Here is a 13,061-nt window from a genome sequence, read left to right as displayed (position 1 = left end):
GCATCCGGGGCCGGTCCATCTTATTCTTCGGGAAATTCCATGCACGTTTTTGCCAGGTTCGTGACCGCGCTGGCCCTTGTGGCGGCGGTCCTCTTTGTTCTTGCGGGGGTCATGCTGACCTATGAGGTCATGGCCCGCTATTTCTTTGTCCGCCCCACCATCTGGGCGGCGGAGCTGAGCCAGTTCTGCCTGATCTGGGGATCGCTGATCGCGGCGCCCTGGTGCCTGCGCGAACGGCGCCATATCCGCATCACGGCGGTGATCTCCGGATTGCCGCGTGGTCCCAGGATCGGTGCGGATGTTTTTGCCATGGCGGTGGTGGCGGTGTTCTCCGCTGTCGTGCTGGTCTACGGATATGAGATTTTCCACGACAGTTTCATGCGCGGGCGCACCACCGGCACCATGCTGGACATGCCCATGTGGTACGTCGAACTGTCGCTGCCCTTCGGCTTTGCGGTGCTGCTGCTGCAATCCGTGATCGAGGTCTGGCGCGCGGCGCAGGGGCATATCGCGGCTGAAGGAGAGCATGAATAATGACGGTTTTCCTGATCCTTTTCGCCCTGTTCGCGCTGCTGCTTGTTGGTGTGCCGGTTGCCTTTGCGCTTGGTGGGCTCGGGCTGTCGATGCTGATCCTTGGCGGGTTTTCTCCGCTGATGGCGCCGCAGGCGATCCTCTCCACTCTGGATGGCTTCATTCTGCTGGCGGTGCCGCTGTTCCTGTTGATGTCCAATGTGCTGCTGAAAGGCGGCGTTGGGCGTGATCTATATGCCGCCGTGCAGGCCTGGGTCGGCCACTGGCCTGGTGGGCTGGCCGTGGCGACGGTGATTTCCTGCGGGTTGTTCGCCGCGATCTCCGGCTCTTCGGTGGCGACGGCCGCTACCATTGGCACCGTTGCCATCCCGGAAATGATCAACCGCGGCTACGAGCGGCGCTTTGTCTACGGGTTGTTGGCCGCTGGCGGCACACTGGGGATCCTGATCCCGCCGTCGATCCCGATGATCATCTACGGTTTCGTCACCGAGGAATCGGTGATTGCCCTGTTCCTGGCCGGTGTCGGCCCCGGTCTGGCGCTGCTGGTGCTGTTTGCGGGCTATTCGATGATCTATGCCTCGATGAAGGGCATGGGCCGCAGTGAAAAGGCGACCGGCACCGAACGCCGCCGCGCCACCCTGCGGGCGCTGCCGTCGATTGCGTTGGCCACCGTGGTTGTGGCGGGCATCTATTCCGGTGCCTTTACCCCGACCGAGGCTGCGGCCATCGGATTTGCCTTTGCCGTGGTCATCACCGCTCTGGTCCTGCGTACGCTGACCTGGAAAGCCTTCTGGGAGGCGGCGGTGGACAGCATGGCGACCACGGTCGCGATCCTATTGATCATCGCGGGTGCCAAGGTGTTCGGAAAGGCGATCACCCTGTATCGCATCCCGCAGGAAATCAGCGCCTTCATCTCGGACGCGGTGTCCAGCCCGGTGATGTTCGTGCTACTGGTGGCCGGTATCCTCGTGGTGATGGGGCTGGTACTGGAGGCGCTGTCGATGGTGCTGATCATGACCCCGGTGCTGCTGCCTGCTGCCATGGGGCTGGGCTTTGATCCGATCTGGTTCGGCGTCTTCATGGTGGTCATGGTCGAGGCGGCCCTGATCACGCCGCCGGTGGGACTGAACCTTTACGTGATCCAGGCCGTGGCACGCGCCACACTTGGCGATGTGGCGCGTGGGGCGATCCCCTTCCTGCTCCTGATGTTCTTCTGTGTGGTGCTGCTCTATCTGGTGCCCGACCTTGCCCTTTATATTCCCTTCAAATTGTGAGTGACATGACGACACCTGCTGACCGCCTGCGCGCCCTTCTTGCGCAGCCCCGCCTTCACACCATGCCCTGCGCCTATGATGCGCTGTCTGCCAAGCTGATCGAACAGGCCGGGTTCGACCTGACCTTCATGACTGGCTTTGGCGCCTCTGCCTCGCGGATCGGGGCGCCGGATCTGGGCCTGATGAGCTATGGCGAAGTGCTGGATCAGGCCCGCAATATCGCCGGGGCGATCTCCATGCCGCTGATTGCCGACGGGGACACCGGTTATGGTAATGCGATGAACGTGCGCCGCACGGTACAGGGGATGGCGAATGCGGGCTGCGCCGCCGTGATGATCGAGGATCAGCTGGCACCTAAACGCTGCGGTCACACACCGGGCAAGGCCGTGGTGGGCCGCGAAGAGGCCTATGACCGCATCCGCGCCGCCGTGGATGCACGTGAGGAAGGTCAGGATATCCTGATCCTTGCGCGCACCGATGCCCGTCATGATCACGGGCTGAATGAGGCGCTGACCCGCGCGCAGAAGTTCCGCGAGCTGGGCGCCGATATCATCTTTGTCGAGGCGCCCCGGTCCGAGGCGGAGATGCGCGAGGTCTGCGCGGCAACGGACGCACCCAATATGGCCAATATCGTCGAAGGCGGTGAAACCCCCGACCTGCCGCCCGAGGCGCTGGAGGAGATCGGGTATCGTATCGCAGCCTATCCGCTGTCGCTGATGGCCTCGGCGATGCAGGCAATGATGCAGACGCTGGCCGAGATGAAAGTGGGTCAGCCACGTAGCAACCTGATGGATTTCATGGAGCTGCGCCGCCGGATCGGATTTGACGACTATTACGAAGCCTCGGAGCGCTATGCGACATCGGCCCGCCCGGTGACCGGCGCGCGCGAAGGTAGTTAAGCCAGGATCCGCGCAATCATGGTTTACGCACAGTAAACGTGGACAGGATGCCCCTTCCTGCGCTCACCTTGGAACAGGATGCAGCCTTGGGAGGGGAGCGATGCAGTTCGACTATGTGATTGTGGGGGGCGGTTCAGCAGGGTCAACTCTGGCCTCGAGGCTCAGCGAGGATCCGAACACCAGCGTCTGCCTGCTGGAGGCAGGCGGGCGCGGTGACAGCATTCTGGTACGCGCACCGGCGGCGGTGGTTGCCATGCTGCCGGGTCGTCCCAAGATCAACAACTGGGCGTTTGAGACTGTGCCGCAGCCGGGCCTGAACGGGCGCAAGGGATACCAGCCGCGCGGCAAGGCGCTGGGCGGCTCCAGTGCGATCAACGCCATGCTATATGTGCGCGGTCATGCGGGTGACTATGATGAATGGGCAGCGCTGGGCTGTGATGGTTGGGGCTGGAGTGACGTGCTGCCCTATTTCCAGCGCGCCGAAAACAACGAAGCTGGCAGCGATGCGGTGCATGGCGGTGATGGCCCCCTGCAGGTCAGTCACCAGAAATCCCCGCGCCCCATCACCCGCGCCTTTGTCGAGGCGGGCAAGGCGCTGCAGATCCGCGAGACGGCGGATTTCAATACTGGAGATAATGAAGGCATCGGCCTTTATCAGGTGACGCAGTTCCACGCGGCGGAGAAGAATGGCGAGCGCTGCTCGGCCGCGGCCGCCTATCTGCACCCGGTAATGGATCGCGCGAACCTGACGGTGATCACCGGCGCTCACGCCACCAAGGTGCTGTTTCAGGGCAAGCGTGCCACCGGCGTTGCGTACCGGAAGGGCGGGCAGGATCTTACGGTCAACGCCGGGCGCGAGGTGATCCTCTGCGGTGGCGCCTTCAATTCACCGCAGCTTTTGCAGCTGTCGGGGGTGGGGCGCCCGGAGGATATCACGCCGCATGGGATTGGTATGGTGCACGAGTTGCCCGGCGTCGGGCAGAACCTGCAGGATCATCTCGATTTCACCCTCGCCTACAAAAGCAAGGACCGGGACAATTTCGGGATCTCTTTGCCGGGCAGTGTCAACCTGCTGAAACACATCAACGACTGGCGCAAGACTGGCAAGGGGATGCTGGCGACGCCCTTTGCCGAAGGGGCGGCGTTTCTGAAAACCGATCCGACGCTGGAGCGCGCCGATGTGCAGCTGCATTTCGTCATTTCCATCGTCGATGACCACGCCCGCAAGCTGCATCTGGGGCATGGCTTCAGCTGCCATATCTGCGTGCTGCGGCCTAAATCGCGTGGCTCGGTCGGGCTGACCTCGGGCGATCCGATGGCGCCGCCGCGGATCGATCCGCAGTTCCTGTCCGATCCCGAGGATCTGACCACCCTTATCAGGGGCGTGCGCAAGACCCGGCAGATCATGCAGACGCCGCCCTTGCAGGGCTACATCCATAAGGAGCTGTTCATCGAAGGTGAGCCGGATGACGCAGCGTTGGAGCAGCACATCCGCGCGCGGTCGGATACGATTTATCATCCGGTGGGTACCTGCAGGATGGGGCAGGACGAAATGGCGGTCGTCGATCCGGAATTGAAAGTGCGCGGCATGGAGGGCCTGCGCGTTGTGGATGCATCGGTCATGCCGCGGCTGATCGGGGGCAACACCAACGCACCGACCATCATGATCGCAGAAAAAGCCGCGGATCTGATCCGCAACCGGGCGGCTCTGGCCGCCGAGTGAATTTTGGAGGAGCAAGGCAAAATGCTTGGCAAGATGATGCACAAACCGCTGACGATCAGCTCGTTGATCGAACACGCGGGCCGGTACCACGGCAACACCACCGTGACTTCGGTCGAAACCTCGGGCGAGGTCGTGCATTCCAACTGGGGTGAGATCGAGGCGAATGCCCGCAAACTGTCCGCCGCGCTGAAGCGTCTTGGCATCAAGGCAGGAGAGCGCTGCGGCACCATCGCCTGGAACAACCGCCGCCATCTGGAAATCTATTTCGGTGTCTCCGGTGGCGGGATGATCTGTCACACGATCAACCCGCGCCTGAAGCCGGAACAGCTGATTTACATCATCAACCACGCAGAGGATCAGGTGCTGTTCATCGACGCCACCTTTGTGCCTGCGGTGGGCAAGCTGAAAGAGCACCTGAAAACGCTGAAACACATCGTGCTGATGGGGCCGCGGGATGAGGCGGCCGCCGAGGCCGTGCCAGGCATCCTGTTCTACGACGAACTGCTGGCCGCCGAAGGCGATGACAACAGTTGGCCCGACCTTGATGAAAACACGCCGTCGAGCCTGTGCTATACCTCGGGTACCACGGGCAACCCCAAGGGCGTGCAATATTCCCACCGCACCACAGTGCTGCACTCCATGGGCGGCAACCAGCCGGACGGGCTGGCGATCTCGGCGCGCGACACGGTGATGGCGGTGGTGCCGATGTTCCACGTCAACGCCTGGGGTGTTCCCTATATTGCAGCGGCTGTAGGCGCCAAGCTGGTTCTGCCGGGGCCGCATCTTGATGGGGAAAGCCTGGTCAAGTTGATCGATGGCGAGCGGGTCACCCTTGCGCTGGGCGTGCCGACCATCTGGATGGGGCTGTTGCAGGCGCTGGAGAAGACCGGCAGCAAGGCCGAAAGCCTGAAGCGTACCGTTGTGGGTGGCTCAGCCCTGCCGACGGTTATGATCCCGACCTTCCGCGACAAATACGGGGTGGAGTTGATCCATGCCTGGGGCATGACCGAAACCAGCCCGCTGGGTACGCTCAACAACCTTCTGCAGAAACACGACGACCTGAGCGTCGAGGAAAAGGGCAAGATCCGCGAAGGGCAGGGGCGTCCGCCCTATGGTGTCGAACTGCGCATCGTGGACGAGGCGGGCAAACGCCTGCCCGAGGATGGCGAGACCCAGGGCGAGTTGCAGATCCGCGGTCACTGGATCATCGATACCTACTTTGGCCATGACACCAGCGCGCTGACCATGGATGGCTGGTTCGATACCGGCGATGTCGCCACCATCGATGCCGATGGCTATATGATCATCCGCGACCGGTCCAAGGACATCATCAAGTCGGGTGGTGAGTGGATCTCGACGGTGGAACTGGAAGACATCGCCATGTCCCACCCCAAGATCGCTCAGGCGGCTGCCATCGCGGCTCGGCACCCCAAGTGGGATGAACGTCCGGTGGTCATCGCGGTGCGTTCCGACGAAAGTCTGACCGAAGAAGAGCTGTTGGCGCATTACGAAGGCAAGGTTGCGAGCTGGCAGATTCCGGACCGCGTGGTCTTTACCGATGATCTGCCGCTGGGCGGCACCGGCAAAGTGCTCAAGAACAAGCTGCGCGAATCATTCGGCGACATCCTTTTGGGCGCTTGAAACACCCTTCTGATCCCGCCCTTTTTGTGGCGGGGTCAGACCTCCGCCACACCTTCGCCACAAAGCTGCCACATCGTTGACTTGGGGTCGTCTCGGTTCACCCCTGAAAACCACATTTATGCCCTTAAATCATTTGTTTAGATGTCTTAATAGCAGCCAATTTTAGCTGTTAAGATCTGATTAACACACTGCCTGATACCCCGATTGTGGGTGAAAAAAAGTGGTGGTTGAAATGAGCGCTCAAAGCAATGTAGCTCCGATAATTATCAAGAAGAAAAAGTCAGGTGGTGGCGATGGTCATCACGGCGGTGCATGGAAGGTGGCCTACGCCGACTTCGTGACCGCGATGATGGCATTCTTCCTTCTGATGTGGCTCCTGAATGCGACCACTGAAAAGCAGCGCAAAGGTCTGGCTGACTATTTCTCGCCGTCCATTCCGCTCAGCCGGGTCTCCGGTGGCGGCAACGGCGCGTTCAGCGGGGACAGCATGTTCACCGAGGACGTCAAACCGCAAAGCGGCATTGGCGCGACGGACGAACACCCGACAAATGCGCGGCAGGCTCAAGGCGCGACCGGGCTAATGGATGCAAGCGAGCAGTCCGCCCAAGAGGAGGTTTTCCGGGTCGTCGAAGAGGAGCTGAAAGGGCTTGGCGGTGAAAGCATGGTCTCGACCGACCTGGCGCGCCATATCGTGACACGGGTCACCGACGAAGGTCTGATCATCGAATTGTTCGAAACCGAAGACGCAGCGCTGTTCGAAGATGGTACAGCAGAACCGACGCCCTTGTTCCGCGATCTGGTGCGCATGGTGGCCCGGGTTAGCGGTACGGTGGCCAACGGTATCGCCATTGGGGGGCACATCCGGTCCCAGCCTGTGGTGCTTGCCAAGAACCCGGTGTGGGAGTTGTCGCACGCCCGGGCTGATGCCGCCCGCCAGCTACTCGAATCGGGTGGTCTGAAATCCAACCGAATCCATCGGATCACAGGCTATGCCGATCGTACTCTGGCCGTTGAAAACCCCATGCGGGTTCGCAACAACCGCGTCGAAATCACCCTTTTGCGCAAGTAAAACATGACAATTAACCACCACCGGGCGGCGACAGATAGATTGGATTTTATCTGTTAGCCGCCCGTTAAGTGCTCGTGCGCTAGCTATTGCATCAAGAATTTGAAGCAGCAGAAAGGCGTGCTATGACCATTTCTTCGTCGCTATATGCGGGTGTATCCGGGCTCGGCGCGAATGCCAGCCGACTGGCCTCCATCTCCGATAACATCGCGAACTCCTCTACCGCTGGCTACAAGCGCGTCCAGACGGATTTCCATTCGATCGTGGCGGGGTCCTCTGGCGGTGCCTATAGTGCGGGCGGTGTGCGAACCACCAATGTGCGTCTGATTGATCAGCGCGGCCCCCTGGTGACGACAGATAATCCGACAGACCTGGCAGTGCGCGACGGCGGTGGCTTCCTGCCTGTGACGACCCTTTCGGAAATTGCAGCAGGTAATGGCGCGCCGTCGATGCGGCTGACCACTGCGGGATCCTTCAGCATGAATTCCGATGGCTATCTCGCAACGGAATCGGGGCTGGCACTGCTTGGATGGCCGACAGATGCTGCCGGGAACACCTTGGCCGGCGCTGTGGACTCGAGCGATGGTCTGGAGCCGATATATCTGAATAAGAACCAGCTGGTCGGCGAGCCGACAACCAAAATGCAGATTGGTGCCAACCTGCCTGCGACAGCGACGGAGGCTGGCGCAACCTCAGGGGTTGAATCCCTGTCGATCGAGTATTTCGACAACCTTGGATCCTCGGAAAATCTGGATATCGAGTTCACTCCGACGGTGCCCGCGACCGGTAAATCCAACCAATGGACGATGACCATCAAAGATACCGCCAGCGGCGGCGCGGTTGTGGGTGAATATACTCTGGAATTTGACGACAGTCGCACCGATGGCGGCAATCTGGCTTCGGTAACTGATGTGAGCGGTGGTGCGTATGATGCTGCGACCGGTAGTGTTATCGTTACTGTCGATGGCGGCCCGATCGAAATCAATATCGGCCTGATCGGTGAAAATGATGGTTTCACCCAGGTTTCCGATACCTTTGCCCCCGCGACCATCACCAAGGATGGTGCGACTGCGGGTAACTTGCTTGGGGTTGATGTAGACACGTCTGGCTTTGTGCGGGCCAACTATAGCACTGGCGCAAGCCGCATCCTCTACAAGATCCCGCTGGTCGATATGCCTAACCCCAATGGGATGGTGTCGCTGGACTATCAGACCTTCCTCCCGTCAGCAGATAGCGGTGCGTTCTTCCTGTGGAATGCGGGCGATGGACCCACCGGTGAAATTGCTGGCTTCACGCGTGAGGAATCTTCGACCGATGTGGCGGGTGAGCTGACCAATATGATCCAGACGCAGCGGGCCTATTCCTCGAACGCGAAGGTTATCCAGACCGTCGACGAGATGCTTCAGGAAACCACCAACATCAAGCGTTAACGCGCTGATGCGCAAGGACCCCGGCTTAGAAAGAGCAGGCTGATCATGTCTATCACAAGTGCAATTAACTCCGCGATGAGCGGATTGAATGCTGCGTCGCGATCTTCACAGATCGTGTCCGAGAACCTCGCCAACGCGCTGACCCCGGGTTACACGCGGCGGACACTGGATCTGAATGCGAATGCCTACTCTCCGGGGGTGAGAATCGGTGCGGTCCAGCGCATGGTCGATCCGGGGGTGGTCTCTGCGCGCCGCGATTCTGAGGCTGAATATGCCGTGGCTGAAGTCAACGCGACTTTTTACGCGCGGATGAGTAGCCTTGTCGGCAGCGTTGACGATGAATCTTCGATCGCATCGCAGATGGCCAACTTCGACGGCAGTCTGGTCGAGACGTTGTCTCGGCCCGACTCCACGCCGCGTTTGAATGATCTGGCGGTGAAGGCGGACCTTCTGGTCCGCTCGATCACCGACGCGGCTGACGGGCTCCGCGATATGCGGGTTCAGGCCGATACCTCGATCGGTATTCAGGTCGACAAGGTGAATTCCACCCTGAAGGAGCTTGAAAAGCTGAATGCCCGCGTTGTCGTGGCCAAAGCTGCGGGGGCCGACACCACGACATTGCTTGACCAACGCAGCATGCTGGTTGATGAAATCAACGCGATCATCCCGGTTAATGTTATCAACCGGGATGGTGGCAGGATCGCGCTCTATTCCTCCGGTGGCACTGCGCTCTTGGAGGGTAAAGCTTCTGAGCTCAGCTTCTCTCCCAAAAGTGACATGCTGCCTCATATGACCCAGGACAACGGGCTGTTGTCAGGGCTTGAGGTGAATGGCAAACCGATCAGCACAAGCGCAAACGGCCCCATCCGAGGCGGTACACTGGTTGCTCAGTTCCAGGTCCGTGACGTGCTGGCCGTGAAGGCGCAGGACGATCTTGATGCCTATGCCCGCGATCTGATCGAACGGTTCCAGGATCCGGCACTCGATTCCACGATCGGCGCCACGGATGCGGGTATCTTCACTGATGGTGGCAACTTCTTCGATAGCGCCGACACGGTTGGGATTTCCGGCCGACTGGAGCTGAATGATCTGGTTGCCATGGATGGTCAGGCGGAAACCTGGCGTTTCAGGGACGGGCTTTATGCAGCCACGCAGGGTGATCCCGGTGACGGTAGTCTGATCAATGGCTACGCAGAGGCCCTGAAGGAAAACCGTTCTCTGAGTTCGACAGGTCTTGGCAGTGTCAGTGGCGATGCCTCGACGCTGAGTTCCGTCTTGCTGTCCCGGTTTGCCCGCGACGACAACAGCGCGTCGAACACGCTGACCTTTGCGGCAGCCAGCTATACCGAAATGGCCCAGACCGAGGCGAGCTTTGGTGTCGATACCGATGCCGAGCTGCAGAACCTGATGCTGTATGAAAAAGCCTATGGTGCAAATGCCAAGGTGTTGTCCGTCGTGGATGGCCTGCTGGAAACTATTCTGGGGATCTGATCAATGATTATTAAGTCCTATGGCGACATGGCGCAGCATATGTTCTTGCGTAACCGCAACGCCGAGCTGAAGCAGGATATCGAAAGGCTGGGGCAAGAGCTTGCCAGCGGGAAACTCTCCGATATTACCGCCAGACTGGGTGGTGATTTCACGTATCTTTCCGATATCGAAACCAACCTGACCCGCCTGGAAAGCCATGTGATTGCCACCAACGAGGCAAAGCTTTTTGCAACGGGCATGCAGGGCAGCCTGGAACTCATTCAATCTTCGGCTCAGACCATGCGTGACAATTTGCTGGGCCTGACGCCAACGCTCAAGCCTGACGATGCAGAACGTTTCGGTGCGGAAGGACGGATCCAGCTGGATAATGCCATCAGCAAGCTGAATTCTTGGGCTGGTGGCCGCAGCCTGTTTGCCGGCACCGCCACCTCTACCTCGCCGCTGAATGATGCAGGTACGCTGATGACCGAACTGGTGTCCGAGGTTTCGGGGCTGACAAGCGCAACGGACATCGTGCAGGCGGTAAAGGATTGGTTCGCCGATCCGATGGGGTTTGACGATGCCATGTATGTGGGCTCCACCAAGGATCTGTCACCGGTCGAGGTCGCCGATGGGGAAACCGTATCGCTTGCGTTGCGTGCCGATGATCCTGCTTTGAAGCACCCGCTGCAAAGCTTTGCCATCGCGGCTCTGGTCAACGAAAGCGCGCTGGGGTTGAGCGACACCACCAAGGTTGAGCTTGCCAAGATGACTGGGACTGAACTGCTCAACAGCACCGAACAGCTCATCGATAAACAGGCTAGCATCGGCTTTATTGAAGGGCAGTTGGAGCGCGTGAGTACACGCAACACCGCGACCGAAACCAGTCTGAGCATCGCCAAAAACAACCTGATCAACGCGGACCCCTATGAAACGCATACACGCCTAGAAGAAGCTCAGCTGCAGCTGGAAAGCCTATACTCGGTGACCTCGCGTAGTTCCCAACTGTCGCTGCTGAGGTACATGTAATGTTGAAATTTCTACGTCTCCTCATCGCCTGTCTGCTTCTGCCTGCGATGGCTCAGGCCAGCGCGATCCGGTTGAAGGATCTGGTGGAATTTGATGGGGTGCGCGGCAATGATCTGGTTGGTTACGGCCTGGTTGTGGGGCTGGATGGCACCGGTGATGGTCTGCGCAATTCGCCTTTCACCGAAGAAATCATGTCGAACATTCTGGAGCGCCTGGGCGTTAACGTGACGGGCGAACAATTCCGTCCGAAGAACGTGGCCGCAGTGTTTGTGACGGCAACTTTGCCACCGTTTGCGCGGGTTGGCGGCAACGTCGATGTGACGGTTTCGGCCATTGGCGACTCAAAAAGCCTGATGGGCGGCACCCTGATCATGACGCCGCTAAATGCGGCCGACGGTCAGATCTATGCCGTGGCTCAGGGGACCATCCTGGCCGGTGGCACCGTCGCCGAGGGGGAGGCCGCCAGTGTGACGCAGGGCGTGCCGACCGCTGGTGTGATCCCGGCAGGTGGCCGGGTTGAGCGGGAGATCGATTTCGATCTGTCCTCTCTTTCGTCGATGCGTCTGGCGCTACGTGAACCGGATTTCACCACCGCAGGACGGATCGAACGGGCCATTAACGCTGAATTCGGCCGTAGCGTTGCCCTGATGCGGGACTCTGGCACGGTTGAGGTGGATATCCAGCGTACCCGTGCGCGCTCCACCGCCCACGCGGTTGGCCGTATCGAAAACATCCTTGTCGAGCCGCAGCGCAAGGCGCGGGTGGTCATTGACCAGGCGTCGGGCACCATCGTGATGGGCAGCGACGTGCGGATCTCGCGGGTGGCCGTTGCTCAGGGTAATCTGACCCTCCGGATCGAAGAAGCACCGCTGGTGGTGCAGCCCAACCCGTTCGGCAATGGGGACTCGGTTGTCGTGCCGCGCACCGGAGCTGCCATCGAAGAGGAAGAGGGCATCCAGCTGGCCGAGGTTCCGGAAAGCACGTCTCTGTCCGAAGTCGTCGCTGGCCTCAATGCGCTGGGCGTCTCGCCTCGTGACATGATCGATATTCTCAAAAGCCTGAAAGCAGCGGGAGCTTTGCACGCGGAATTCGTTGTGCGCTGACGCGAAACAGAAACGGCGTGAAAACCCGGTCCGCAGAAGCAGGCCGGGTTTTTCTTTGGCCATGTCTGCAAAACGCGTTTGTCGGCTTTGAGCCCAACTTGCCAAATGCTGCGCAACGCACGAATGTCGGCTTTTGAGTTACTCGGTTTCAAGGCCGCGCTGAAAACCTTGATCCAAAGCCACAAAATTTTCCCGCTCAAGGTCCATCGCACACCGCCACCGGGTCCGCAGCGCCCGTGCATTTTCCGGTATCCGCTGTTCCAATGGCTCCGCCGAAATCATGCGCTCGGTGCGAAAGTAACGAAACCCGCCGCGAAACTCGCACCACGCGGCCAGAATACGGCCCTCATCCCTATAGCCCAGGAGGACAGGCCAAACCACACGGCTGGTATGCGTGCAGTTTCCGTCACGATAGACCAGTGCCAGCTTTCTATGGGCACGGATGGTATTGCGCAGCAGTGCGGCATCCACTGTCTCTGCAGTCGGGCTTACCGGGGCGATGCTGGTTGCAGGTTCCAATACATGCCCGCGCAACCGTTCAGGCACCACCACCTCGATCTTAGCCAACAGGTTGAGCGCAGCTTTTGCCAAGTCTGGCTCCCCCCGGCTGGCAACCCAATGCGCGCCCAATACAGCGGCATCCAACTCGTCCGAGGTCAGCATCAACGGCGGCATGTCAAAGCCTCTTTCAAGAACATATCCGATACCAGCCTCACCACGGATCGGGACATCTTGCGCCATCAAGGCCGCGATATCGCGATATACCGAGCGCTTCGACGACCCCAGTTCCTGCGCGATCTTTTCAGCAGAGACAGGGCCACCCACGCGCCGCAGCAGTTGAACAATCTCAAACAGGCGCTCTGCCTTGCGCATGATCACACCCCTTCGCCTTATG

11 protein-coding genes are annotated in these 13,061 nt (G+C 59.9%); 10 read left to right on the top strand and 1 reads right to left on the bottom strand.

Annotation, left to right across the window (positions count from 1 at the left end; translation table 11 throughout):
* Positions 1 to 39 precede the first annotated feature (39 nt).
* The 10 genes from SM765_RS19375 (at position 40) to SM765_RS19330 (ending at position 12,166) form a co-directional block, all read left to right on the top strand.
* Entirely contained in the window at positions 40 to 534 is a 495-nt protein-coding gene (locus SM765_RS19375; RefSeq protein WP_274831695.1) for a TRAP transporter small permease, read from the top strand.
* On the top strand, positions 534 to 1,805 hold the full coding sequence (locus SM765_RS19370; protein ID WP_274837891.1) for a TRAP transporter large permease: 1,272 nt from the start codon (positions 534 to 536) through the stop codon (positions 1,803 to 1,805). The genes SM765_RS19375 and SM765_RS19370 overlap by 1 nt, the downstream gene beginning before the upstream one ends.
* Before the next feature lie 5 nt (positions 1,806 to 1,810).
* On the top strand, positions 1,811 to 2,704 hold the full coding sequence (locus SM765_RS19365; RefSeq protein ID WP_065272114.1) for an isocitrate lyase/PEP mutase family protein: 894 nt from the start codon (positions 1,811 to 1,813) through the stop codon (positions 2,702 to 2,704).
* 100 nt (positions 2,705 to 2,804) lie between these two features.
* Complete coding sequence (locus SM765_RS19360) at positions 2,805 to 4,427, top strand: GMC family oxidoreductase (protein WP_274837892.1); 1,623 nt, start codon at positions 2,805 to 2,807, stop codon at positions 4,425 to 4,427.
* A 21-nt stretch (positions 4,428 to 4,448) separates the two neighbouring features.
* A complete protein-coding gene (locus SM765_RS19355) occupies positions 4,449 to 6,068 on the top strand; it encodes a long-chain-fatty-acid--CoA ligase (protein WP_274836088.1) in 1,620 nt (539 codons plus the stop codon).
* A gap of 232 nt (positions 6,069 to 6,300) precedes the next feature.
* Positions 6,301 to 7,137 carry an OmpA/MotB family protein gene (locus SM765_RS19350; protein WP_274837893.1) on the top strand — a complete coding sequence of 279 codons (837 nt, stop codon included), beginning with the start codon at positions 6,301 to 6,303 and terminating at the stop codon, positions 7,135 to 7,137.
* Positions 7,138 to 7,259: 122 nt separating this feature from the next.
* Positions 7,260 to 8,564, top strand: a complete 1,305-nt coding sequence (locus SM765_RS19345; RefSeq protein WP_065272118.1) for a flagellar hook protein FlgE — start codon at positions 7,260 to 7,262, stop codon at positions 8,562 to 8,564.
* A gap of 45 nt (positions 8,565 to 8,609) precedes the next feature.
* Entirely contained in the window at positions 8,610 to 10,055 is a 1,446-nt protein-coding gene (gene flgK, locus SM765_RS19340; RefSeq protein ID WP_065272119.1) for a flagellar hook-associated protein FlgK, read from the top strand.
* Between the two features lie 27 nt (positions 10,056 to 10,082).
* Positions 10,083 to 11,063, top strand: a complete 981-nt coding sequence (locus tag SM765_RS19335) for a flagellin (protein ID WP_237028361.1) — start codon at positions 10,083 to 10,085, stop codon at positions 11,061 to 11,063.
* Positions 11,063 to 12,166 (top strand): flagellar basal body P-ring protein FlgI, encoded by a 1,104-nt coding sequence (locus tag SM765_RS19330; RefSeq protein ID WP_274837894.1) that lies wholly within the window; start codon positions 11,063 to 11,065, stop codon positions 12,164 to 12,166. Before SM765_RS19335 ends, SM765_RS19330 begins: the two co-directional genes overlap by 1 nt.
* A 138-nt stretch (positions 12,167 to 12,304) precedes the next feature.
* Here SM765_RS19330 and SM765_RS19325 read toward each other — a convergent pair whose 3' ends face one another.
* Positions 12,305 to 13,039 carry a helix-turn-helix transcriptional regulator gene (locus SM765_RS19325; RefSeq protein WP_274837895.1) on the bottom strand — a complete coding sequence of 245 codons (735 nt, stop codon included), beginning with the start codon at positions 13,037 to 13,039 and terminating at the stop codon, positions 12,305 to 12,307.
* Positions 13,040 to 13,061: the final 22 nt, after the last annotated feature.

The organism is Pseudophaeobacter sp. 1A09344 (assembly GCF_041008745.1).
GTDB classification, from domain to species: domain Bacteria; phylum Pseudomonadota; class Alphaproteobacteria; order Rhodobacterales; family Rhodobacteraceae; genus Phycobacter; species Phycobacter gallaeciensis_A.
Note: the sequence above shows the minus strand (reverse complement) of the source record. Positions and strands in the feature narration are given on the sequence as shown.